Here is a 23,310-nt window from a genome sequence, read left to right as displayed (position 1 = left end):
ACAGATGGCCAAGGAACAGAAAGACATCGTGGTCGGACTCGACATCGGTACCGCCAAGGTCATGGTGGTGGTGGCGGAGGTCCAGCCCGGTGGTCAGCTCAAGCTGGCCGGTCTGGGCGTGGCGCCGAGCAGCGGCCTGCGGCGCGGCGTGGTCGTCAACATCGACGCCACCGTCGCCAGCATCCAGCAAGCGCTCAAGGAAGCCGAGCTGATGGCCGACTGCCACATCGCGCGCGTCTACACCGGCATCACCGGCAGCCATATCCGCGGCATGAATTCGAGCGGCATGGTGCCGGTCAAGGACCGCGAGGTCATGCCCGCCGACGTGGCCCGTGTGATCGAGGCGGCCAAGGCCGTCAACATCCCGAACGACCAGCGCCTGCTGCTGGCCGAGCCGCAGGAGTTCATCATCGATGGCCACGAGGTCAAGGAGCCGGTCGGCATGAGCGGCATCCGCCTCGACGCCCGTGTCCACATCGTGACCGGAGCCCAGAGCGCGGCCGAGAACATCATGAAATGCGTGCGCCGCTGCGGCCTGGAGGTCGAGCGCCTGATGCTCAACCCGCTGGCATCCAGCCACGCCGTGCTGACCGAGGACGAGAAGGAGCTCGGCGTCGCCTTGGTCGACATCGGCGCGGGCACCACCGACGTCGCGATCTACTCGGGCGGCGCGATCCGCCACACCGCGGTGATCCCGATCGCTGGCGACCTGATCACGAGCGACATCGCGATGGCGCTGCGCACGCCGACCAAGGACGCCGAGGAAATCAAGGTCGAGCATGGCTACGCCAAGCAGCTGCTGGCCGACCCCGAGCAGCGGGTCGAGGTGCCCGGCCTGGGCGACCGCGGCCCGCGCATGCTGAGCCGCCAGGCGCTGGCCGGCGTGATCGAGCCGCGCGTCGAGGAGATCTTCGCGCTGGTGCAGCAGGTGATCCGCGACTCGGGTCACGAGGAACGGCTGTCGTCGGGCATCGTGCTGACCGGCGGCAGCTCGGTCATGCCCGGCATGGTCGAGCTCGGCGAGGACATCTTCCTCAAGCCGGTGCGCCGCGCCGTGCCGCGCTATGCGGGCGCGCTCAGCGACATGGTCGCGCAGCCGCGCTCGGCCGCCGTCATGGGCCTGCTCGAGCAAGCCAGGCTGGACCGCCTGCGTGGCCAGAAGGTGGCGCAGAAGACGGGATCGGTCCAGGGCACGCTGGGCCGGATCAAGGACTGGTTCGTCGGCAACTTCTGAGCCGGCACCCAGGCAGGTTTTTCGGGTGGTTCTAGTTTCAGGTTCAAACGCATGCAAGGAGTAGGGAAATGAGCATCGAGATGATCGAAGTCGAGGAATTCAACCGCGGCACCCTGATCAAGGTGATCGGTGTGGGTGGCGGCGGCAGCAACGCGGTCGATCACATGATCCGTTGCCAGGTGCAGGGCGTCGAGTTCATCTGCGCCAACACCGATGCGCAGGCGCTCAACAAGGCCGCCGCGCACCGCAAGATCCAGCTCGGCCAGTCCGGTCTGGGCGCCGGCAGCAAGCCCGAGAAGGGCCGCATCGCCGCCGAGATGGCCGAGTCCGACATCCGCGCCGCGATCGATGGCGCGCACATGCTCTTCATCACCGCCGGCATGGGCGGGGGCACCGGCACCGGCGCCGCGCCGTTGATCGCCAAGCTGGCCAAGGAGATGGGCATCCTGACCGTGGGCGTGGTGACCAAGCCTTTCGACTGGGAAGGTGGCCGCCGCATGAGCAACGCCGATGCCGGCCTGGCCGAGCTCGAAGCCAACGTCGACTCGCTGATCGTCGTGCTCAACGACAAGCTGCTCGAGGTCATGGGCGATGACGCGATCCTCGATGACGCCTTCTCCGAGGTCAACGACGTGCTCAAGAACGCGGTCGGCGGCATCGCCGAGATCATCAACGTCGAGGCCATGGTCAACGTCGACTTCGAGGACGTGCGCACCGTGATGGGCGAGCCCGGCAAGGCCATGATGGGCACCGCCATCGCCAGCGGTCCGGACCGGGCCCGCATCGCCGCCGAGCAGGCCGTCGCCTGCCCGCTGCTCGAAGGCGTCGACATGCGCGGCGCCAAGGGCGTGCTGGTGCTGATCAGCGCCGGCCGGGGCTCGCTCAAGCTGAGCGAATCCAAGGTCGCGATGAACACCATCCGGGCCTTCGCCGCGCCCGATGCCCATGTCATCTATGGCACCGCCTACGACGAGTCGCTGGGCGACGCGATCCGCGTCACCGTGGTCGCCACCGGCCTGAACCGCCAGGCCGCGCGCCAGCCGCTGACCGTGGTCCAGACCGGCGTGCGCACCGGCACCGACCCCTTCGAGCTGTCGGCGGGCTTGCGTCAGCCCAGCGGCCATTCCGGCCTGGGTGGCGCGGTCACGGCCGCCGGCGGTGACCTCGGCGTGCCGACCATCTGGCGCAAGCCGGTCGATCGCACCACGGCCGCCTCGCGCGTCGACGCGCTGTCCTCGGGCGGCATGGACGACATCGAGATCCCGGCCTTCCTGCGTCGCCAGGCCGACTGAGGTTTGAGCCCGCGCAACGACCAGGGCTTCGCCCTCTGGCGCTGCTTCGAGTGGCGTGTCGATCCCTACCCGCAAGCCGCGCCGCGCACGCCGCCGCGCGGCTTCGCGGCCTTCCTCTGGGAGGGCACCCGGGGCCTGCGGCCCTACATCCTGGGCATGACGCTGCTGACGGCGGCGATCGGTGCCTTCGAGGCGCTGCTGTTCGCCATGCTCGGTCGGCTGGTCGACTGGCTGGGGCAGGTGCCGCCGCAGCAGCTCTGGGAGCGCCACGGCAGCCAGCTGCTGCTGCTGGGCGCCTTGGTGCTCGCCAGCGTGGTGCTGGTCGCGCTGCAGACGATGCTCAAGCACCAGACGCTGGCGGGCAACTTCCCGATGCGGCTGCGCTGGAACTTCCACCGCCTGATGCTGGGCCAGAGCATGGCCTTCTACCAGGACGAGTTCGCCGGCCGCGTCGCGGCCAAGGTGATGCAGACCGCGCTCGCGGTGCGCGACACCTGCCTGACGCTGACCGACATCCTGGTCTTCGTCACCATCTACTTTGTCACCATGACCGCCGTGCTGGGCGGCTTCGATGCCTGGCTGCTGCTGCCCTTCCTGGGCTGGGTCGCGCTCTACGCGGTCTCGCTGCGCTGGTTCGTGCCACGGCTGTCGCGCGTCTCGCGCGCGCAGGCCGATGCGCGCTCGCTCATGACCGGGCGCATCACCGACGCCTACACCAACATCGCGACCGTCAAGCTGTTCTCGCACGCCGGGCGCGAGGCCAGCTACGCCAAGTCGGCGATGCAGGAATTCATGCTGACCGTGCATGGCCAGATGCGCCTGGTCAGCGGCATCGAGGTCGTCAACCACCTGCTCAGCATGGCGCTGATCGTCAGCACCGCCGGGGTGGCCCTGTGGCTGTGGAGCCTGGGCCAGGTCGGCATCGGCGCGGTGGCGGCGGCCAGCGCGATGGCGCTGCGCCTCAACGGCATGTCGCACTGGGTGATGTGGGAGATGGCCTCGCTGTTCGAGCATGTCGGCACGGTGCAGGACGGCATCAACACGCTGGCGCAGCCGCAGCGCGTGGTCGACCGGCCCGGCGCGCCGCCGCTGCGGGTGCCGCGCGGCGAGGTCCGCTTCGAGCGCGTCAGCTTCGGCTACGGCCAGTCGGCCGCCTTGGGCGCGGCGCCGCGCTGGGTGATCGACGGGCTCGACCTGACCATCCGCCCGGGCGAGAAGATCGGCCTGGTGGGCCGTTCCGGCGCCGGCAAGTCGACCCTGATCAACCTGCTGCTGCGCTTTCATGACCTGGAGCAGGGCCGCATCCTGGTCGATGGCCAGGACATCGCGTCGGTGCAGCAGGACAGCCTGCGCGAGCATATCGGCATGGTGACCCAGGACACCTCGCTGCTGCACCGCTCGGTGCGCGACAACATCCTCTATGGCCGGCCCGACGCCGGCGACGCCGCCATGGTCGAGGCCGCGAAGAAGGCCGAGGCGCACGAGTTCATCCAGACCCTGAGCGACCCGCAAGGCCGCCAAGGCTACGACGCCCATGTCGGCGAGCGCGGCGTCAAGCTGTCGGGCGGCCAGCGTCAGCGCGTCGCGATCGCGCGCGTGATGGTCAAGGATGCGCCGATCCTGCTGCTCGACGAGGCCACCAGCGCGCTCGACTCCGAGGTCGAGGCCGCCATCCAGGCCAGCCTGTACCGGCTGATGGAGGGCAAGACCGTGGTCGCGATCGCGCACCGCCTGTCGACCATCGCGGCGATGGACCGGCTCATCGTGCTGGACCAGGGCCGCATCGCCGAGACCGGCACCCATGCCGAGCTGCTGGCGCGGGGCGGGCTCTATGCGCGGCTGTGGGCGCGGCAGAGCGGGGGCTTCTTGGGGGAGGAGGGGTGAGGCCCCTCCGTTTCAAGGCGTTGCCAGCCTGGTGAATCGCGCCGTTGTGCGCGATTTTTTTTGACCCATGCCAGAAGATCGATTCTGCGTTTTGGTAATCAATTCGAACATATTTACTTGAATTTTCCGAGTAAAAGCGGCGCTCGAATCATTTTTCAAGCATGACATGGTTTTCTTGTGGCTTGTTATTGAGTGGTAAAATTGGCTACATATTTAATAATGGCAAAACTCCTGTAGAAACCAGATTTCTGGAAAAAACATGCAAACACTCTACGCCGACGGCATCGCCAACATCCGCCTGATCGATGGCATCGTCCGCCTCGACCTGGTCAACATACAGAACCTTGTCGAGGACAAGGCTGCCGTGCAACCCGTGGGCAGTCTGGCCATGACCCTGCCGGCCTTGCTGCGAACCCATCAGCAGTTGAGCGCCGTGCTCGAAAAGATGGTCGAGCAGGGACTCCTGAAGAGGGAACAACCCGTAGAGCCCGTTGCCATGACGGTTTCTTGACAGTGGCACGACTGGTTTCAGGGTGCTTTTCAGTAGAAAAATTTTGATTTTGGAGGTTCGAGATGGCCAACTATTACAGCTATGACGAAAAAGATGCCAGTTATGGATACAACTATAACTATAACTATAACTATAACTATAGCTATAGCTACGGCTACTACGGCTACAGTGCAGGTTCTTATGATGCGCCTGGTTATGTGAACAGCTCCTATTATCTGGGGACTGGTGAGGCTGCTTACGGGTATATATCCAGCTCCTCTGACAAGGACTATTATTCGCTCGGCTATCTCAGCAGTGGAAGCTATCAGTACACCATTCAAGCCAGTGGCACCTCTTGGGCAAGTAATACCAGCAACGGTCAATACAACACGCCTGATGTCAGCATCTATGATGCCTCCGGCAACCTCGTGAAATCGGGTTCTGCTGGTTCGGTGACTTTCAGCCCCGGTGCTTCAGACTATTACTATGTCGCTGTCTCGGATAGCAGTGCCTCGCAATACAAGCTCACTCTGGTTGAAACCTATAAATCAAATTATTACGCACCATCGGTAAGCGGTTCATCCGTCTCTCTTAACGAGAAGTCCGCCGCGGGCACCAGTGTCCATGACGTGTATGCCAGCGACTCCGACGGAGACAGCATCACCTATGCGATTTATTCCGGTAACACGGATGTCGATGGTGACGGCAATGCGGCTTTTTCCATCCGATCTTCAGACGGCCTGATCACGGTGAACGATGCCGATGATCTGAACTATAAAACTCAATCCAGCTTCAGCCTCTCCGTCAGAGCGTCGGATGGCTCAAAGACAGGCTCTGGTACCGTTGTTGTTAACTTGGTTGATGTCAACGACGCTCCTACCGGCAGTGTCACTATCGGAGGTACTGCCACGCAGGGCCAGAGCCTGACTGCAAGCCATACGCTGGCCGATTTGGATAATCTAGGCACGATCAGCTACCAGTGGGAGGCCAACGGCACCGCGATCACCGGCGCGACCAGCTCGACCTACACGCTCAATCAGGCCGAAGTCGGCAAAGCCATCACCGTTACCTTGAGTTATATCGACGGTCTTGGTACTGCTGAAGCTGTGACCAGCACCGCCACCAGTCTAGTAGCCAATGTCAACGACGCACTTACAGGATCTGTGACCCTTAGCGGGACAGCCATTGAAGGAAAAGTGCTCAAAGTTGTCAGTACCCTCGAAGACCTTGATGGCCCAGGAGTCGCCGAGGTTCAGTGGCTGAGCGATGGATCTGCCATCTCTGGCGCCATTCAGGACTCCTACACCCTCACAAAATCCGATGTGGGTAAATCCATCTCCGCTCGCCTGTCCTACACCGACGGCGGCGGCTTTACCGAGTCGAAAACCACTGCCGCCGTCCTTGCGGAAGCCCTGAATCCTGAAGTGATCATCACGGGTGATGACAAGGAGACTGGCGAAGACGGCAGCACCGCCGTGTTCTCCATCAAGCTCGCCAAGGCACCAGTTAACCCGGTGACTATCCAGTTCGCGCTGTCGGATACCAGCGAAGCCAAGCTTGGTACTTCCAGTCTGACCTTCACTCAGGCCAACTGGAACATTGCTCAATCCCTGACCGTTACCGGCCTGGATGATTACGACAACGACAAAAATGTCGGCTACAACCTCACCGCCAAGGTGGACACGACCGACCTGTCCTACAAGCGGGTGACCGTCAACTCGATTGGTCTGACCAATAACGACGACACAGAAGACGCACCGTTCCAGAAGTACGGCAAAGACGAAATCGATTACATTCAGGGGAAAAACGGTGCCGACCGCCTTTATGGCAGGGGCGACATGGACGATATCCGTGGTGGACGTGGTGATGACCGTGTTTATGGTCAGGAAGATGACGACGAACTCTACGGTGAAGATGGCAACGACTGGGTTTACGGCGGCTATGACGATGATCTGGTCGATGGCGGAAACGGCAATGACAAACTCTACGGCGAAGAAGGTGATGACACCCTGAAGGGTGGCGCAGGCAACGACATCCTGAACGGCGGCGAGGGTGCCGACTTGATGGTCGGTGGCGCTGGCAATGACACCTACTACGTGGATGACGCCGGCGATGTGATTGACGACCAGGGCGCTAGCACCGATGAAGACACGGTCATCGTCATGTCGACCATCACCTACACGCTCGGAGCCAACATTGAGAAGGCCGAAATCCAGGATGGTAGTGGTGAGGCCAGCCTGACCGGCAACGCCCTGAGCAACGAGCTCAGCGGCAACGACAACAAGAACCAGCTCGACGGTGGCACGGGCGCCGACACCCTCGATGGTGGCGCGGGTAACGACACGCTGCTTGGTGGAGAAGGCACCGACAGCCTGGTCGGCGGTCTGGGCAACGACATCCTCAACGGTGGCACGGGTGACGACCTGGCGGATTTCAGCGATGCTGCAGCCGGTTTTGTCAGCGTGAACCTCGCCACGGGCAAGGCCAAGGGAGACGGCGCCGACACCTTGATCTCGATCGAAGACGTGATCGGTAGCGAGGGAGACGACACCATCGTCGGCAGCACTGCCGACAACGAGCTGACGGGTGGCCTAGGCGATGACAGCCTCGGCGGCGGCGGCGGCTCGGACGTCCTCTACGCCGGTACCGGCGATGACACAGTCGATGGCGGCGATGGCGACGACCTCATCGTAGGCGGCGACGGCGCTGGCGACGACAACTATATCGGTGGCTTGGGTAGCGACACCATCAAGTACACCTCTGCGACTGCTGCCATCACGGTCGACTTGGTCAAGGGCAACGCCACCTCGACCGCAGGTAACGATGCCGCCAAGATCGGCTCTGACACTCTTAGCGGCATTGAGAACGTCATCGCCGGCAACTACAACGACACGATCACGGGCAACGACTCAGCGAATGTACTCAGCGGACAGAACGGCAATGACGTTCTCAAGGGTGGCTTTGGCAAAGACACGCTGGATGGCGGTGCAGGCACCGATACGGCGGATTATTCGGACAAGACCACAGCTGTCGCGGTCACCCTCAATGGCGCCACTGCTGTCAATGTGAATATCGGCGGGGTGGTGGAGGACAGCCTCAAGAACATCGAGAACCTGACTGGTGGCTCAGCGGCTGATACGCTCAACGGAGACGGTTTGGCTAACACGCTGCTCGGTAACGCCGGCAATGACATTCTCAAGGGCGGCAAAGGTGCCGACGTACTGACCGGTGGCACTGGTAAAGACACGTTCGTGTTTGCCGCTGGTGACAGCGGTCAGACGACAGGCTTTGACCAGATCAAGGACTACGCCAAAGGCGTGGTCGGCACGGGCGATCTGATCGATTACAGCGCCAGTTTGAGCAAAGGGGGCGTGGCGACGGCTGCTGCCGCAGACAGGGCATCGATCAATGCCACTACTGGCGTCGCCACTTTCGCGTCTGGCTCCGGCACGACGATGGCCGATGCACTGGTCGATGTGGCCAAGAGCCTGTCCTTGGACGCGGTCAAGGACGTGGCGGGCGAATTCGCCTTTTTCAAGGTCAATCGCGTTGGCGATTACTATCTGTTCGTCTCGGACGGCACGGCTGGTGTCACTGCCAACGACATGGTGGTGCAACTGGTCGGCGTCACCAGCATAGGCGGCATCGACCTGACGGGTGGCAACCTCACGCTCACGTCCTGATCGCTCAGGCTGGCAGGCGCGCCCCCCAGCCAGCCGCGTGGAGACGCGCGATCCGGGATAATCAACCCCATGATCGCGCAACGCACCCTCAAGACCCTGACCCAGGCCGTCGGCGTCGGCCTGCACAGCGGCCAGCGCGTCGAGCTGACGCTGCGCCCGGCGCCACCCGACACCGGCATCCGCTTTCGCCGCGTCGACCTGGCCGATCCGGTCGAGATCCCGGTCAACGCCAGCTCGGTGACCGACACCCGGCTGGCCTCGACGATCTCGCAGGGCCAGGCCAAGGTGCACACCATCGAGCACATCATGAGTGCCTGCGCCGGCCTCGGCATCGACAACCTGATCATCGACATCACGGCCGAGGAAGTGCCGATCCTCGACGGCTCGGCTGCCTCCTTCGTCTACCTGCTGCAGAGCGCGGGCATCGCCGCCCAGGACGCGCCGCGCCGCTTCATCCGCCTGCTGAAAACCGTCGAGGTGCGCGAGGGCGAGGGCCGCGGCCTCAAGTGGGCGCGGCTCGATCCGTATCACGGCTTCAAGCTCAGCTTCGAGATCGAGTTCGACCACCCGGCGGTCAGCGCGACCGGGCAGGCGGTCGAGTTCGACCTCGGCAGCGGCCAGTACTCGCGCGAGATCGCGCGCGCGCGCACCTTCGGCTTCACGCGCGATGTCGAGATGATGCGCTCGCACGGCCTGGCGCTCGGCGGCGGGCTCGACAACGCGATCGTGCTCGACGACTACAAGGTGCTCAACGCCGATGGCCTGCGCTACCAGGACGAGTTCGTCAAGCACAAGATCCTCGACGCGATGGGCGACCTCTACATCGTCGGCAAGCCGCTGCTGGCCGCCTACAGCGCCTATCGCAGCGGCCACGCGCTGAACAACCAGCTGCTGCGCGCGCTGCTGGCCCAGCCCGACGCCTACGACATCGTCACTTTCGAGCGCGACAGCCAGGCGCCCAAGGGCTTCGACCGGCTCGCGCCGGTCTGGTGACGCGCGCGGCCCCGGCCGCGCTTCAGTAGATCCGCCCGTCCTTGTAGGCCGCGTGGGTGCGCGCCCGTAGCTTGCCGACCTGGCGGATCGCGTCGGTGGTGCGCGCCACCTGCGCGTGCGTGATGCACAGACCCAGCGCGTCGGCGGCGTCCTTGCCCGGCAGGCCGGGCAGCTCCAGCAGGCGGCGCACCATCTCCTGCACCTGCTCCTTGGCCGCCTTGCCGTGGCCGGTCACGGCTTTCTTCAGCTGCAGCGCGGTGTATTCGGCCACCGGCAGGCCGTTGGCGACCAGCGCGGTCAGGCAGCAGCCGCGCGCCTGACCCAGGATCAGCGTGGCCTGCGGGTTGACGTTGACGAAGACGATCTCGCAGACCGCCACCGTGGGCTGGTAGCGCTGCACCACCTCGCTGATGCCGTCGAAGATGACCTTGAGCCGTTCGGGCAGCAGCGCGCCCTCGGCGGGGCTGGTGCGGATGGTGCCGCTGGCCACATAGGCCATCCGGGGGCCATCGACGTCGATCACGCCAAAGCCCGTGGCCTGCAGGCCGGGGTCGATTCCTAGGATTCTCATCCGGCTATTGTCGCGGCATGGCAGGCGGCGATCAGGGCAGGGCGACGCCGCCCATGCGCGCGACGATGGTCGCGGCGCGGCCGGCCAGGTAAGCCGAGCCGGGGCGCTGCTCGTAGCGCTTGGGCGCCGGCAGCAGCACGGCCAGCCGCGCGGCCTCGTGGGCAGTCAACTGGCTGGCCGATTTGCCGAAGTAGCGCCGCGCGGCGGCCTCGGCACCGAACACCCCTTCGCCCCATTCGACGCTGTTGAGGTAGATCTCCAGGATGCGCCGCTTGCTCAGGCAGCTTTCCAGCGCCAGCGCCAGCACCAGCTCCTGTCCCTTGCGCAGCAGGCTGCGTTCGCCCGACAGCAGCAGGTTCTTGGCCAGCTGCTGGGTGATGGTCGAGCCACCGATCACCTTGGCCGGCTTGACCTGGGCAGGGTCCCTGGCGCGCGTGGCCTGGCGCTCGGCCTGCTCGGCCAGCTTTTCGTTCCGGAGCCAGGCGGCCTCCAGCGCGTCCCATTCCACCCCCTCGTGCGCGGTGAAGCCGCCATCCTCCGACGCGATCACCGCGCGCTTGAGCTGGGGCGAGATCCGGTCGTAGTCCAGCCACTGCTGCGACCATTTTCTGTGCCGGTAGTCGTCGCGCGCGAGGCGCCAGGCCTCCGAGCGCTGGAAGGCCGTGCTCTGTGGATCGATGACCGCCATCAGCGCGATCCGTCCCACGAAGAAGACCTGCAGCGCGATGAAAGCCGCCAGCAGCCAGAGCAGCCAGCGCCGCAGCGGGGAGCCGGTCTGGTTGCCGTTCACCATGCACCTGGCGCGTCACCGCCGCGCGTGAAGCGAAAGCGCGACGCGACCACCACCCGGTCGGCCTGCTGCCGCAGCGTTGGGTCGAAACGGCCGAAGTTCATGCCGCGCACCAGCGCCTGCGCCCGCAGATCGAGCGCCTCGCTGCCGCTGCCTTGCAGCAGCTCGGTGGCCAGCACGCGGCCCTCGTGGTCGACCGTGATCAGCAGCGTCAGCTCGCCGAACAGCTTGCGCCCGGCGACTGCCGGGAACTCGGCGGTGCCGCGCGCCTCGATCTGGCGGCGCAGTTCGGCGTAGTAGCTCGCGTAGACGGCCTCGCGCGTGGCGGCGCCGATGTAGCGCTGGCGTGGGCCGCTGGCCTCGGTGTTGATGCGCTGCTCGATCTCGGCCAGCCGGCTCAGCAGCGCCTGCTGGCGGCGTTCCCGTTCCGGATCGGACGCGCTGGCATCCTCTTGTGGCGAGCGCGGCAGGGGCTGGGCTGCGTCGCGCAGCCGCAGGCTGGCCAGCAGCGGCCTGGCGGTCTGGTGATGGTCGCGCCGCCCTGTCGCATCGGCCTCGTCGGGCGAGTCGCCGGCCTGGCTGCGTTCGGCGTTCTGCAGTGGCGAGCTGACGCGGCCCTTGCCCTCGCTGCCGCTGCCGGCCAGATTCGCCTGCGCCACCGCGCTGGGCTGTTCGGGTGCTGCCTCGTCCTGCCCATTGACCAGCACCACCGCCAGCGGGGACTCGCGCAGCACGCGCTCGGGCTCGATCGGCGCGACAAAATGCAGCATCAGCAGCCCGGCGTGCGCCAGCCCCGAGACCGCCAGCGCGATCTGCAGCGGGCTGAGACGCCGCAGAGGGTTCACGGCTTCAGCCTTGCTGCGCGGCAGCCGGGGCGGTGGAGTCGGCCGCGGGCGCGACCTCTTCCTCGCCCAGGTCCATCTGGATCGCGATCGGCGCGGCGAGCTCGGCATCCTCCTCGGATTCGGCTTCCAGTGCCTCCTCGGACAGCGCCGGTGCTTCCAGCCGCTCGATCACGGTGCCGCCCACCTCCAGCGAGATGTCGTCGATCCGGCCCAGGCGCACCCGCACCTGCGCGCCGCGCGGCAGGCCCTCGGCGCCCAGCACGGCCAGCACCAGCGGCAGCTCGTCGGCGCGCACCAGGCCGTCCTTGATCACGCTCGCGGTCAGCTCGGTGATGCCGTGCTGCTGCAGGTAATGCAGCGTCCAGTAGCGTTCCATGCCGTTCTGGAACTGGTTGTAGGCACCGTAGGCGGCGTCGAAGGCGCTGATCACCGCGAACAGCTGCGCGTCCTTGGGCCGGAACGGCGCGGCCAGCGCGGCGGTCTTGCCATGGCGCACGCAGGCGATGATCTGCCACTGGTTGACCAGGTCGGTGTAACGGCGCAGCGGCGAGGTGCTCCAGGCATAGGCCGGCACTCCGATGCCCGCGTGCGGCAGCGCCCGGGCGCCCATGCGCACCTTGACACCCGGCGCCAGGCTGGCCTGGCTGCGGTAGATGCCGGGCACGCCGCATTCGGCCAGCCATTGGCCCCAGTGGCTGTTGACCAGGATCATGGCCTCGGCCACCATCAGGTCCAGCGGCGCGCCGCGCGAGCGGGTGCCGATGATGACGGTCTCGTCGCCATGCGGCTCGTCGCCCGCCACGCCTTCGAGCTTGAAGGTGTAGTCGGGGCGGGTGAAGTTCTCGGGCTTGCCGCGCACCACCTCGCGGCGCGCCTTGCAGACCTTGGCCAGGCGAAACAGCAGCGACAGCTCGGGGCGCAGCGCGGCGATCTCGTCGCTCAGTTCGGCACCGGTCGGCGCGGCCGGGTTTTCCAGCCAGTCGGCCGTGATCGCCTGGTCGAGCTGGTCATGGCGCAGGTTGTGCGCGATCGGCACCAGCTCCAGCCGGGTCTCGCTGGACTGCACGGTCAGCTCGGCCTCGTCCAGCGTCAGATACAGCGACAGCGCCGGCCGGTTGCCGCCCGACTCCAGAGTGTAGGTCCGCACCACCGCATCGGGCAGCATGGTGATCTTGTGGCCCGGCATGTAGACCGTCGACAGGCGGTTGCGCGCCACCTTGTCGATCGCGTCATCGGGCTGGATCGCCAGGCCTGGCGCCGCGATGTGGATGCCGACCTGGATCGTGCCGCTGCCAATGCCCCGCACCGACAGCGCGTCGTCGATCTCGGTCGTGCTTGAATCGTCGATCGAGAACGCTCGCACCTCGGCCAGCGGCAGCGCGTCGCCGATCGGTGCTGCCTGCAACGCCGGGAAGCCCGTGCCCTTGGGGAAATGCTCGAACAGGAAGCGCTGCCAGTGAAACTGGTAGGCGTTCTGGATTGCGCCGGCATTCTGCAGCAGCGTCAGCGGCGGCAGATGGGTCTGGTGCGCGGCATGCGCGACCGCCTTGTACTCGGGCGCGTTCTTGTCGGGCTTGAACAGGATCTTGTAGAGCTGGTCGCGCACCGGCCGCGGGCATTGGCCGGCGGCCAGCTCGGCGGTCCAGGCCTCGATCTGGGCCTGTATCGCCTTCTTCTTCTCGATCGCGGCCAGCGCCAGTTGCAGGATCTCGGCCGGCGCCTTCTTGTAGCGGCCCTTGCCGGCGCGGCGGAAGTAATGCGGCGCCTCGCTCAGGCGCAACAGGGCGGCGACCTGCTGCTCGGTCGTTGGCGGGTCCTGGAAGTAGTCGGCCGCCAGGTCGGCGAAGCCGAATTCCTGCTCGGACGCGAACTCCCAGGCCAGTTCGAGCTCGATCTGCTCGGCCAGCATCTGCGCGCTGGCCATCAGCGCTGCCGGTGCCGGCTTGTCGAACTTGAGCAGCACATTGGCGGACTTGACCTTGACGCGCTTGCCGCTGTCGAGCTCGATCTGCAGCGAGTTCTCGGCCTCGGACATCACGCGGCCGGTCATGAACTTGCCGGCTTCATCGAACAATGCAAACAAAATGGGGGCTTTCGGTAGGTATCGGGTGGCGGCGCGCAAGGCGCCGACGAAGTTCCGAGTTTACCGGCGCAGGACCGTCAGCCCTCACGCCCGCCCGTAGCGGTCCTCGAAGCGCACGATGTCATCCTCGCCCAGGTAGCTGCCGACCTGGACCTCGATCAGCTCCAGCGGGATCTTGCCCGGGTTCTCCAGCGCATGGACCGCGCCCACCGGCAGGTAGATCGACTGGTTCTCGTTGACATCCTCCCCGCCCTAAAGGACGGGGATTCCTCCTGCGAGACGGCCATGTCCGGCCGCGAGAATGTTCCTGGCCGCGTTGACGTCCCGGTCGTGGACCGTGGCGCAGGCGCTGCAGGCCCATTCCCTTATTCCAAGGCCGGCTCTACCTTTCGGACTGCTGGCGGGAATGGCCCCGCAGCACGAGCAAGTCTGGGTGGAATACGCTTCGTTCACTTCCTCGAAGACGACACCGGCCTGATGGCTCTTGTACTCCAACATCGTCTTCAACATGGTCCAGCCCGCGTCGAGCGTGGATTTGGCCATTCTTGTCTTGACCAGCTTGGCGCTGGCCACGTCGCCCACGAAGATGGCGGCGTGCTCTTTCACCAGGGCGGTGCTGAACTGGTGCAGCGCGTCCTTGCGCTGGTTGGCGATCCTGGCGTGGATCGCCTTGACGCGGCGTTTCTTTCTCGCCCGCTGGGCGGTGGCGAGCTTGTACTCCTGCGCCCTGAACCAGCGACCTTCGAGTCTCTGTCCGTCCGAGGTGGTGGCGCAGTCCTTCAGGCCCAGGTCGATGCCGACGCTGGCGGTCGGGCCGGGCAGGCGCGGACCGACGAGTTCCGGGATCTCGACGGCGACATTCAAGTACCAGCGGCCCCGGCTGTCCTCGCTGAACGAGCCGCTGCGGAGTTCGTGGTCCGCCAGGCCGTAGCTGTCCCACAAGCCGAACTTGTGGCCGGCGAACTGGATCTGGCCGGCCTTGTAGCGGGCGTGGCCGATCTTGAACGGAATCCAGCCCAGCGAATACTTGGATGATTTCGGATTCGAGACGCGCCAGTTCAGGCGGATCTTCTTGAACTGCCTGCGCCGGGTGGCGTATTCCGCACAGACCACCTGCACGGTGCCACTGCCGACCGAGATGCCCTCACACTGGCTGAAGCCGGCCGTGAGCTTTTGCAGGTCGTAGCCCGAGAGGTAGCGCGGCTGGCCCGAGAAAGGGCGTGCGGCCCGGGCGGAGATTTCGTTGATGTGGTTCCAGACCTGATTGACCTCGCGCGCCATCTGACGCAGCACGCGGGCGTGCTTGTCCTTCAGGCGCAGCCGGAGGGTCTTGGTCGTGTTCACGGCGAATATCATAGGGCATGGAACCGCGCAGCGGACCACGGGCCGTGCCGGCCTGATCGCTCGAACCTCGGGCTGAACCCCGAGGCTTGCCGCTCAGTTCGGGCTATCAGTTGATGGGCAAAATAGAAAATCGCCTATTCGTACTGGTCTACACGCCTCGTCGCGATGTGGTGCGCATCATTTCGGCACGAAAGGCCAACCAACGTGAGGTCAGACAATATGAAGCAGGTACGGATGACGATTGACCCTGCCGTCCCAAGCTCTTTGTCATTGGGACGCATCGACGCGGCTCGCGTGGATGCCACGACAGAGAAGGAACTTGCCTTGCACAAAGCTGCTCACGAAGCCCTGGCGATGCAGGACGCTGCCAAGTTCTCGCGGCGTGCTCGCAAGCGCCTGGGGTTCAGCCAGGCGGAGTTTGCCGAGCGGATCGATGTTCCACTCGATACCTCCGCAACTGGGAACAAGGCAAACGTAGCCCGACGGGTGCAGCCAAAGCGCTGGTTAAACTGCTGGACAGGCTACCCGAGGCCGCCTTGGCGGCCTTGCACTGAGGCTGGTGTCGCCTCACGCCCGCCCGTAGCGGTCCTCGAAGCGCACGATGTCATCCTCGCCCAGGTAGCTGCCGACCTGGACCTCGATCAGCTCCAGCGGGATCTTGCCCGGGTTCTCTAGCGCGTGGACCGACCCGACCGGCAGGTAGATCGATTCGTTTTCCGTCAGCAGGCGCTGCTGGCCATCGAGCGTGACCCGCGCGGTACCTGAAACCACGATCCAGTGCTCGGCGCGGTGGTGGTGCATCTGCACCGACAACTTCTGGCCCGGCTTGACCGTGATGCGCTTGACCTGGTAGCGCGAGCCGTTGTCGATGCTGTCGTACTGGCCCCAGGGGCGGTAGACCTCGCGGTGGATCTGGTGCTCGTTGCGACCGCTGGCCTTGAGCCGGGCCACGATCTGCTTGACCTCGCTGACCCGCTCGCGCGGCGCCACCATCACCGCGTCCTTGGTCTGGACGACCACATGGTCGCTCAAGCCCACGGTGGCGACCAGCGCGTTCTCGGCAAACACCAGGTTGTTGCTGCTGTCGTGGCTGATCACGTCGCCACGGTGCACATTGCCGTCGGCGTCGTGCGGCAGCACCTCCCACAGCGCGGCGAAGGCGCCGACGTCGCTCCAGCCGGCGTCCATCGGCACCACCACGGCGGCATCGGTGGGTTCCATCACCGCGTAGTCGATCGACTCGTCGGGGCAGGCCTTGAAGGCGGCCTCATTGACGCGCACGAAGTCGAGGTCGCTCTGCGGCTGCGCGAAGGCGGCACGGCAAGCGGCCAGGATGTCGGGGCGGTGGCGTTCCAGTTCTTCCAGATAGCGACTGGCGCGGAACAGGAACATGCCGCTGTTCCAGTCGTAGTCACCGCTGGCGACATACTGTTGGGCCAGTTCGAGCGCCGGCTTCTCGACAAAGCGCTCGACCGCCCAGGCGCCATCGGCTACCGCTGTGCCACGCTTGATGTAGCCATAGCCGGTTTCCGGCTGGCGCGCAACGATGCCAAAGGTCACCAGCGAGCCGGCCTCGGCCAGCGGCAGCGCGCGGCGCACGGCGGCCTGGAAAGCCGAGGTGTCCTGGATCACATGGTCGGCCGCCAGCACCAGCAGCAGCGGATCGGTGCCATCGGCCGTGGCGTGCAGTGCTGCCAGCGCGACGGCGGGCGCGGTGTTGCGTCCGGCGGGCTCCAGCAGGATGTTGTGGCCCAGGGCCTCGATCTGGCGCAGCTGCTCGGCGACCAGGAAGCGGTGCGCCTCGTTGCAGATCACCAGCGGCTGCGCGCTGGTCAGGCCGTCCAGGCGGGCCACGGTGGCCTGCAACATCGAGCGCTGGCCATCGAGCGCGAGGAACTGCTTGGGAAACAACTCGCGCGACAGCGGCCACAGACGGGTGCCGGAACCGCCAGCCATGATCACGGGTAACAGTTGCATGGGGATTGTCATTCAGTAGTGAGTGTTGTGAACGATTCAGGCGCTGAGCTGGCGGATGCGCGGAGCCCAGTCGGCCACGCCACGGGCGATCGCGGCCCAGGCGGCGTCGAAGGCTTCGCGTGGCTGGCGGTAGGGGTCGGCGATCTCGAAGTTGCCGATATGACCGAGGCGGAACACCTTGCCGCGCACGGCTGGGAACTGCTGTTCCAGCAGCGCCTTGTGGCTTTGTTCCATCACCAGGATGACGTCGGCCTGCTGGCACATGATGCGGGTGACCTGTTGCGCGCGGTGGGCGGACAGGTCAAGGCCTTGTTCCTGCGCGATTCGCAGCGAGGTGGGGTCGGCCTGCCAGCCGACCATGGCCGACAGCCCGGCCGACCAGACGCGGTGCTGGGGCAGTTCGCGCGCGAGCAGCACCTCGGCCAGCGGGCTGCGGCAGATATTGCCGATGCAGAGCGTGAGGATGTTTTGCATCGATTCCTAAAAAACACATATCTTGATCGGCTGCAGCGGGAATCCTCCCACAGGCCAAGGGTCGACGAACTGCGGCGCAGGTCGACTGCGCCATTTTCGGTCACCAGAAAATCAAATCGCCAGTCGAAATCGCCAGCTAGCCGCGATCAGCTGGTCTTGTCCCGCAACCACTGCGCATAGACGCGCACATAGGGGTGGACTGATTCATCCCGCGCTGCCTGGTCCAGCGGCAGCCACTGCCAGCGGACATGCTGCTGATCCGGCCCCTGCGGCAGCGTCAGCGCTGCGGCCTCGTCGGTTGACAGGGCCAGCCAGTGCGGCAGATTCACGTAATGGGTCGATACGGCCGGGTCGAAGGCGCTGTCCGGGTAGCAATGGTCCCAAGCGCCCATCAGCCGCGTGCGAGGCAGGGCGGTGGCGGGCAGGCCCAGCTCATCGAGCGCGATGCGGGCGCTGGCGCTGGCCAGCGACTCGTTCTTGCGGATGCGTCCGCCCGGCGTGAACCACCAGCCCTGGGCCGGACGGTTGTTCCGCAGGCCCAGCAGCAGCTCGGGACCGGCCATGCCGGGGCGCAGCAGGCAAAAGTCCAGCGACACCAGAGGCAGGGCAGCACAGGACTGGCTGAACTGCTCGGGGGACAGCCAGGGGCTGGCAGGGGTGGTCATTCAGAAAATGAAACGACAGCTTCCCGCACCCACCCCACCCACCCCACCAACCCCGCCGTAGACCCATCCAACCCGGCGGTGTCACCGCTGGCCAGTCGAGGTTCCAGATCGCGGGCCAGGGTCTTGCCCAGCTCCACGCCCCACTGGTCGAAGCTGTTGATGCCCCAAACCACCCCGGCGACGAACACGCGGTGCTCGTACAGGGCCAGCAAGGCGCCCAGGCTGGCGGGGCTCAGTGCTTCCAGCAGCAGGACCGTGCTGGGGCGGTTGCCGGGGAAGTCCTGGTGGCCCGCCAGCTGGTCAGCGCCGGCCTGCGCGCCCAGCATCAACGCCTGGGCTTGCGCCAGGCCGTTGGCCAGCAGCGCGTCGTGGTGGCCGTCCAGGTCATGAGCCGGGCGGCGCACCAGCAGCAGCTCGGTCGGCACGCGCTGGCTGCCTTGGTGCAGCCACTGGAAGAAGGCATGCTGGCTGTTGCTGCCCACCTCGCCCCACAGCGCGGTGGTGGTCGGCCAAGGCAGGGGCTGGCCCTGGGTATCGACCCGCTTGCCGTTGCTCTCCATCTCCAGCTGCTGCAGGTAGGCCGGCAGGCGGCGCAAGCCGTGGTGATAGGGCACCACGCAGCGGCTGCCCAGGTTCAGGAACGTGCTGTTCCAGACATCCAGCAGGCCCAGCCAGACCGGCAAGTTGGCATGCAGCGGAGCCTGTGCAAAATGCTCGTCCATCTCGGCGGCGCCGCGCAGCAGCTGCCCGAAGCCTCCGGCACCAATGGCCACTGCCAAGGGCAGCCCCACGGCCGACCAGAGTGAAAAGCGCCCACCCACCCCCTCGGGCAGGTGCAGCAACTGGGCATAGCCCATGGCTGCGGCACGTTCCGGACGCGATGTCACGGCAATGAAGTGCCGCCCCGGCGCGTCCAGCCCACCCGCCACGCACCAGTCCCAGGCGGAGCGGGCATTGCGCAGGGTTTCGGTAGTGGACCAGGACTTGGATGCCACCACAAAGCGCGTGCGCGCCGGTTGCAGCCCTTGCAAGGTCTGGTGCAGATCGTGGCCATCCAGATTGCTGACCACATGGATGCGCTGGCGGCAGGTCTTGAAAGGCTGCAGTGCCTGCAAGGCCATTTCCGGCCCCAGGCCCGAGCCGCCGATGCCGATATGCACCAGGTCGTCCACCTCGGGGTCGGCGCGCAAAGCCTCGGCCAGCGCCAGCATGTCGTGCAGGCCCTGACCCCACTCGTGGTCGGTGGCCTGCGCGTGATACATGCGCAGCCAGGCGTGCAGGGCGGGGCGGTTTTCCGTCGGGTTGACTACCTCGCCAGCCAGCAAGGCGTGGCGGCTGGCGTCCAGGCCCCGGGACTGCGCCAAGGCCAGCAAGCCCGACAGGACCGACCTGTCCCACAGGTTCTTCGACAGGTCGGCGCGCAGATGCGGGGCCGACAGGCTCAAGGCAGCAAAACGGTCGGGCTGAGTTGCAAAAGCCTGCCGCAGGTCGAAGCCGCTGGCGTATTCACTGGCCTGCTGCTCCAGCGCTTGCCAGAGTTCGTTGGTCGGGTGCTGCATCAGACCAGCTCACGTCCTTGCATCCAGGCTGCAAAGTCGGCGCCTACCTCATCGTGTTCCAGCCCCAGGTCCACCGTGGCCTGCAGGAAGCCGAGCTTGCTGCCGCAGTCGTAGCGGGTGCCAGCATAGCGGAAGGCGAATACCTTCTCGCGGCGCAGCAGCTGCGCAATGCCGTCGGTCAGCTGGATCTCGCCGCCCACGCCGCGCGGCAGGCGTTCGAGTTCGTGGAAGATGCCCGGCGTCAGGATGTAGCGGCCGGCCACGGCCAGCGTGGTCGGTGCGAGCTCGGGGGCGGGCTTCTCGACAATGCCGGTCACGTCGACCAGATCGTCCGCGACGGCCGTGCCCGACACGATGCCGTAACGCCGGGTATGTTCGCGCGGCACGTCCTGCACCGCCAGCTGGCTGGCGCCCCATTGCGCGTACTGCTGCACCATCTGAGCCATCACGGGTGGCTTGCCCACCATCAGGTCGTCGGCCAGCAGCACGGCAAAAGCCTCGTTGCCCACCAGTTCGCGGGCACACAGCACCGCATGGCCCAGGCCCAGGGCACGCGGTTGGCGCACATAGACACAAGTCATGTCATCGGGCGCGATGGAGCGCGCCACTTCCAGCAACGCGGTCTTGCCAGCCGCTTCGAGTTCGCTTTCCAGCTCGTAGGCGGTGTCGAAATGGTCCTCGATGCTGCGCTTGGTGCGACCGGTGACAAAGATCATCTGGCGGATGCCGGCCGCGTAGGCCTCCTCGACCGCGTACTGGATCAAGGGCTTGTCGACCACGGGCAGCATCTCCTTGGCGCTGGCCTTTGTGGCGGGCAGAAAGCGGGTGCCGAGGCCAGCGATCGGGAATACGGCTTTGCGGATGGGGGCGGGCATGATTTTTCTTTCAATTTTTTATTGTTTCATCAATCGGATGGGTGCGGCGCTTGGCGTCAATGCGCTGCCAGTACTCAACTTGGCGTCTGGTCTTTAAACCGCAACACCAGCACCGGCGTGGTGTTGAGCTGTACGGCTAGTCCACGCGAAGACATTGACATCCTCCCCGCCCTAAAGGACGGGGATTCCTACTGCTAGACGGCGATGTCCCGCCGCGAGAATGTTCCTGGCCGCGTTCACGTCCCGGTCGTGGACCGTCGCGCACTCGCTGCAAGCCCATTCTCTTATTCCAAGACCTGCCTTACCTTTCGGACTGCTGGCGGGGATGGCCCCGCAGCACGAACAAGTCTGGGTTGAATACGCTTCGTTGACGACCTCGAAGACGACACCGGCCTGATGGCACTTGTATTCCAACATCGTCTTGAACATGGCCCAGCCCGCGTCCAGCGTGGACTTGGCCATCTGGGTCTTGACCAGCTTGGCGCTGGCCACGTCGCCCACGAAGATGGCGGCGTTGTGTTGCACCAAGGCGGTGCTCAATTGGTGCAGCGCGTCCTTGCGCTGGTTTCTGATCCTGGCGTGGATTGCCTTGACGCGCCGTTTCTTGCGCGCACGCTGGGCCTTGACCAGCTTCAACTCATGCTGCCGAAACCAGCGGCCTTCGATGCGCTGGCTATCTGAACAAACGGCCGCTTCCTTCAGGCCCAAGTCGATGCCCACCGCTGCCGTGCCTATGCTGGGTTTTGCTGGCACCTGCACCGCCACGTTGAAGTACCAGCGACCCCGGCTGTCCTCGCTGAACGATCCCGCACGCAACTCGTAATCCGACAAACCGTAGCTGTCCCACAGACTGAACTTTTGGCCTGCAAAGTGGATCTGGCCTGCCTTGTAGCGAACATGACCGCCCTTGAACGGTATCCAGCCCAGCGAGTATTTCGATGACTTGGGGTTCGACACCCGCCAGTGCAGGCGTGAGCGTTTGAACTGCTTGCGCCGGGTGGCATATTCGGCGCAGACGACTTGCACGGTGCCACTGCCAATGGTGATGCCATCGCACTGGCTGAACCCGGCAGTGAGCTTTTGCAGGTCGTAGCCACTGAGCCAGTGGCGTCGCTCGCGGATGGCGCGGGCACTGGTTTCGTTGCAGAAGTTGAACACCTGATTGACCTCTCGCGCCATCTGGCACAGCACGCGAGCGTGCTTGTCCTTGATGCGCAGCTGGAGGGTCTTGGTGGCGGTGTTCACGGCAAACATGATAGGGTATGAACTGTGCAGCTGACTACAGGCCGTGCCGGCCTGATCGCTCGAACCTCGGGCTGAACCCCGAGGCTTGCCGCTCAGTTCTGGTCAATAGTGGCGATGCGAGAAGTTTAGCTGCACACTTTCGATCATGACTTGGGCATTTTGCGAACTGCATACCAGCTGACATGCTCGTCGACAAAACGTTCAAACCGGAAGTGTGACTCCAGCCTTTGTTTGCCAGCCCGCCCCAGCGTGCGACGCTGTTCGGCATTCAGCGCTAGCTTCAACAGATTCTGTGCGAAGCCGTCAGCATCTTCGTTGAGGCTCAGCAACCCCGTTTCGCCATCTGCGACAACTTCCGGGATAGCTTGCGTCCGCGTACTGGCAACCGGCAAGGAATGGTTCATGGCTTCCAGGAATACCAAGCCGAACGACTCCCAGCGGCTTGGCATCACGTACGCATCAGCCGCGGCATAAAACGGCTCTAAGTCCGTCTGCCAACCGGCCCATGTGATGCGCTGTGCCACGCCCAACTGCTCGGCTTGGGCGCGCAGCTTCACTCCGTCATCGCCAATACCGCATATCACCAAGCGGTAAGCTAGATCCTTGGGTAGCTTGCCTAACGAGGCGATAAGCACATCCACGCCCTTCTGCCGCTCCAGCCGCCCGCAGAAAAGGTAGACGATTTCGCCATCGGCCACACCGAGCTCCTCACGCTTGCGGCGTCGCAATTCGGCGGCCTCGGGCGAAACGGGCTTTAGCTGTAGCGAGTTGTAGATAACGGTGGCCTTGTGCGGACGAATCACATGCGTACGCCGCCCATACTCGACCATGTACTTTGAAGGCGACACATACGCATCGGTGAAGTCATCCAGAAACCGCTCGATAGCCCAGTACACCCATTTTTGAGGCACTGGCGTGAACTCGTCTGCGCCGTACGCGTGTATGGTGTGTCCTACCTTGAGCGATGCACCCGCCCCAATAGAGCCTAGCCGACCAAACAGCCCTCCCAAGCTAGTGTGTGTGTGCACCCAATCAAACCGGCCAGCTTTCAGGATGCTGCGCACCTTCTTGACGTTGGCAGCCACCGCGATCGGAGAAAACCCCGGGCGGCTGTCGAAGTGGTGAACCGCAGCAAACGCCGCCTCAATCTCGGTGTCTTGCGCCACGCCCAGCGGAAAGTAGACCAGCTCGCAGTGATGCCCACGGTCACGCAACGCCGACGCCAGCGTCGAGATGTACTTACCCGAACCTCCTAGGCTCTTTGACGTCACAAAAAGAATTTTTGTCATTTTCATTCTCGAATTTT

Annotated in this window: 19 protein-coding genes and 1 pseudogene; 7 read left to right on the top strand and 13 right to left on the bottom strand. The window is 65.0% G+C overall.

Annotated elements, in window-relative coordinates; all coding sequences use genetic code 11:
- Nucleotides 1–4: 4 nt before the first annotated feature.
- The 6 genes from ftsA (at nt 5) to lpxC (ending at nt 9,576) form a co-directional block, all read left to right on the top strand.
- Nucleotides 5–1,234 carry a cell division protein FtsA gene (gene ftsA / locus PHR85_RS01395; protein WP_300049522.1) on the top strand — a complete coding sequence of 410 codons (1,230 nt, stop codon included), beginning with the start codon at nt 5–7 and terminating at the stop codon, nt 1,232–1,234.
- 68 nt (nt 1,235–1,302) lie between these two features.
- Nucleotides 1,303–2,526 carry a cell division protein FtsZ gene (gene ftsZ / locus PHR85_RS01390; RefSeq protein ID WP_300049520.1) on the top strand — a complete coding sequence of 408 codons (1,224 nt, stop codon included), beginning with the start codon at nt 1,303–1,305 and terminating at the stop codon, nt 2,524–2,526.
- 3 nt (nt 2,527–2,529) lie between these two features.
- Complete coding sequence (locus PHR85_RS01385) at nt 2,530–4,410, top strand: ABC transporter ATP-binding protein (RefSeq protein ID WP_300049518.1); 1,881 nt, start codon at nt 2,530–2,532, stop codon at nt 4,408–4,410.
- Between the two features lie 259 nt (nt 4,411–4,669).
- A complete protein-coding gene (locus PHR85_RS01380; protein ID WP_300049516.1) occupies nt 4,670–4,921 on the top strand; it encodes a hypothetical protein in 252 nt (83 codons plus the stop codon).
- Nucleotides 4,922–4,983: 62 nt separating this feature from the next.
- Nucleotides 4,984–8,583 (top strand): cadherin domain-containing protein, encoded by a 3,600-nt coding sequence (locus PHR85_RS01375; RefSeq protein WP_300049514.1) that lies wholly within the window; start codon nt 4,984–4,986, stop codon nt 8,581–8,583.
- 69 nt (nt 8,584–8,652) lie between these two features.
- Nucleotides 8,653–9,576 carry a UDP-3-O-acyl-N-acetylglucosamine deacetylase gene (gene lpxC / locus PHR85_RS01370; RefSeq protein WP_300049512.1) on the top strand — a complete coding sequence of 308 codons (924 nt, stop codon included), beginning with the start codon at nt 8,653–8,655 and terminating at the stop codon, nt 9,574–9,576.
- A 22-nt stretch (nt 9,577–9,598) separates the two neighbouring features.
- On the opposite strand, the gene ruvC is transcribed toward lpxC, so the two are convergent.
- The 6 genes and pseudogenes from ruvC to PHR85_RS01340 form a co-directional block, all read right to left on the bottom strand.
- Complete coding sequence (gene ruvC, locus PHR85_RS01365; RefSeq protein WP_300049510.1) at nt 9,599–10,147, bottom strand: crossover junction endodeoxyribonuclease RuvC; 549 nt, start codon at nt 10,145–10,147, stop codon at nt 9,599–9,601.
- Nucleotides 10,148–10,178: 31 nt separating this feature from the next.
- Nucleotides 10,179–10,940 (bottom strand): monofunctional biosynthetic peptidoglycan transglycosylase, encoded by a 762-nt coding sequence (mtgA, locus tag PHR85_RS01360; RefSeq protein ID WP_300049508.1) that lies wholly within the window; start codon nt 10,938–10,940, stop codon nt 10,179–10,181.
- Nucleotides 10,934–11,782, bottom strand: coding sequence for an energy transducer TonB (locus PHR85_RS01355; RefSeq protein WP_300049506.1), 849 nt, complete (start codon nt 11,780–11,782; stop codon nt 10,934–10,936). Before PHR85_RS01355 ends, mtgA begins: the two co-directional genes overlap by 7 nt.
- A 4-nt stretch (nt 11,783–11,786) precedes the next feature.
- The gene (locus tag PHR85_RS01350; protein ID WP_300049504.1) at nt 11,787–13,865 is read right to left on the bottom strand and encodes an RNB domain-containing ribonuclease; all 2,079 of its coding nucleotides are present in this window, start codon (nt 13,863–13,865) and stop codon (nt 11,787–11,789) included.
- A gap of 84 nt (nt 13,866–13,949) precedes the next feature.
- Nucleotides 13,950–14,099 (bottom strand): annotated as a pseudogene (gene cpsB / locus PHR85_RS01345) (mannose-1-phosphate guanylyltransferase/mannose-6-phosphate isomerase); the annotation flags it as partial.
- Nucleotides 14,100–14,117: 18 nt separating this feature from the next.
- Nucleotides 14,118–15,209 carry a transposase gene (locus PHR85_RS01340; protein WP_300049502.1) on the bottom strand — a complete coding sequence of 364 codons (1,092 nt, stop codon included), beginning with the start codon at nt 15,207–15,209 and terminating at the stop codon, nt 14,118–14,120.
- A 113-nt stretch (nt 15,210–15,322) separates the two neighbouring features.
- On the opposite strand from PHR85_RS01340, the gene PHR85_RS01335 reads away from it, so the two are divergent.
- Nucleotides 15,323–15,454, top strand: coding sequence for a BrnT family toxin (locus tag PHR85_RS01335; protein ID WP_300049586.1), 132 nt, complete (start codon nt 15,323–15,325; stop codon nt 15,452–15,454).
- A gap of 322 nt (nt 15,455–15,776) precedes the next feature.
- Here PHR85_RS01335 and PHR85_RS01330 read toward each other — a convergent pair whose 3' ends face one another.
- From PHR85_RS01330 to PHR85_RS01300, 7 genes are all read right to left on the bottom strand, one after another.
- Nucleotides 15,777–17,186 (bottom strand): mannose-1-phosphate guanylyltransferase/mannose-6-phosphate isomerase, encoded by a 1,410-nt coding sequence (locus PHR85_RS01330; RefSeq protein ID WP_300049500.1) that lies wholly within the window; start codon nt 17,184–17,186, stop codon nt 15,777–15,779.
- 36 nt (nt 17,187–17,222) lie between these two features.
- Nucleotides 17,223–17,660 (bottom strand): low molecular weight protein-tyrosine-phosphatase, encoded by a 438-nt coding sequence (locus tag PHR85_RS01325; RefSeq protein ID WP_300049498.1) that lies wholly within the window; start codon nt 17,658–17,660, stop codon nt 17,223–17,225.
- A 146-nt stretch (nt 17,661–17,806) separates the two neighbouring features.
- Nucleotides 17,807–18,325 carry an NUDIX domain-containing protein gene (locus tag PHR85_RS01320; RefSeq protein WP_300049496.1) on the bottom strand — a complete coding sequence of 173 codons (519 nt, stop codon included), beginning with the start codon at nt 18,323–18,325 and terminating at the stop codon, nt 17,807–17,809.
- The gene (gene pgi, locus PHR85_RS01315; RefSeq protein ID WP_300049494.1) at nt 18,322–19,884 is read right to left on the bottom strand and encodes a glucose-6-phosphate isomerase; all 1,563 of its coding nucleotides are present in this window, start codon (nt 19,882–19,884) and stop codon (nt 18,322–18,324) included. Before pgi ends, PHR85_RS01320 begins: the two co-directional genes overlap by 4 nt.
- Nucleotides 19,884–20,759, bottom strand: a complete 876-nt coding sequence (gene galU / locus PHR85_RS01310; RefSeq protein WP_300049492.1) for a UTP--glucose-1-phosphate uridylyltransferase GalU — start codon at nt 20,757–20,759, stop codon at nt 19,884–19,886. The genes pgi and galU overlap by 1 nt, the downstream gene beginning before the upstream one ends.
- A 171-nt stretch (nt 20,760–20,930) precedes the next feature.
- The gene (locus PHR85_RS01305; protein WP_300049491.1) at nt 20,931–22,004 is read right to left on the bottom strand and encodes a transposase; all 1,074 of its coding nucleotides are present in this window, start codon (nt 22,002–22,004) and stop codon (nt 20,931–20,933) included.
- A gap of 143 nt (nt 22,005–22,147) precedes the next feature.
- Entirely contained in the window at nt 22,148–23,293 is a 1,146-nt protein-coding gene (locus tag PHR85_RS01300) for a glycosyltransferase family 4 protein (RefSeq protein ID WP_300049489.1), read from the bottom strand.
- Between the last annotated feature and the right edge of the window lie 17 nt (nt 23,294–23,310).

Source organism: Malikia sp., assembly GCF_028687635.1.
Classification (GTDB): domain Bacteria; phylum Pseudomonadota; class Gammaproteobacteria; order Burkholderiales; family Burkholderiaceae_C; genus Malikia.
Note: the sequence above shows the minus strand (reverse complement) of the source record. Positions and strands in the feature narration are given on the sequence as shown.

What these genes read in the sequence shown, in the direction of transcription:
- ftsA (WP_300049522.1), top strand. Translation starts at nt 5, where the DNA reads ATGGCCAAGGAACAGAAAGACATCGTGGTCGGACTCGACATCGGTACC.
- ftsZ (WP_300049520.1), top strand. Translation starts at nt 1,303, where the DNA reads ATGAGCATCGAGATGATCGAAGTCGAGGAATTCAACCGCGGCACCCTG.
- PHR85_RS01380 (WP_300049516.1), top strand. Translation starts at nt 4,670, where the DNA reads ATGCAAACACTCTACGCCGACGGCATCGCCAACATCCGCCTGATCGAT.
- PHR85_RS01375 (WP_300049514.1), top strand. Translation starts at nt 4,984, where the DNA reads ATGGCCAACTATTACAGCTATGACGAAAAAGATGCCAGTTATGGATAC.
- lpxC (WP_300049512.1), top strand. Translation starts at nt 8,653, where the DNA reads ATGATCGCGCAACGCACCCTCAAGACCCTGACCCAGGCCGTCGGCGTC.
- ruvC (WP_300049510.1), bottom strand. Translation starts at nt 10,147, where the DNA reads ATGAGAATCCTAGGAATCGACCCCGGCCTGCAGGCCACGGGCTTTGGC.
- mtgA (WP_300049508.1), bottom strand. Translation starts at nt 10,940, where the DNA reads ATGGTGAACGGCAACCAGACCGGCTCCCCGCTGCGGCGCTGGCTGCTC.
- PHR85_RS01335 (WP_300049586.1), top strand. Translation starts at nt 15,323, where the DNA reads ATGGGCAAAATAGAAAATCGCCTATTCGTACTGGTCTACACGCCTCGT.
- PHR85_RS01330 (WP_300049500.1), bottom strand. Translation starts at nt 17,186, where the DNA reads ATGCAACTGTTACCCGTGATCATGGCTGGCGGTTCCGGCACCCGTCTG.
- PHR85_RS01325 (WP_300049498.1), bottom strand. Translation starts at nt 17,660, where the DNA reads ATGCAAAACATCCTCACGCTCTGCATCGGCAATATCTGCCGCAGCCCG.
- PHR85_RS01320 (WP_300049496.1), bottom strand. Translation starts at nt 18,325, where the DNA reads ATGACCACCCCTGCCAGCCCCTGGCTGTCCCCCGAGCAGTTCAGCCAG.
- pgi (WP_300049494.1), bottom strand. Translation starts at nt 19,884, where the DNA reads ATGCAGCACCCGACCAACGAACTCTGGCAAGCGCTGGAGCAGCAGGCC.
- galU (WP_300049492.1), bottom strand. Translation starts at nt 20,759, where the DNA reads ATGCCCGCCCCCATCCGCAAAGCCGTATTCCCGATCGCTGGCCTCGGC.
- PHR85_RS01300 (WP_300049489.1), bottom strand. Translation starts at nt 23,293, where the DNA reads ATGACAAAAATTCTTTTTGTGACGTCAAAGAGCCTAGGAGGTTCGGGT.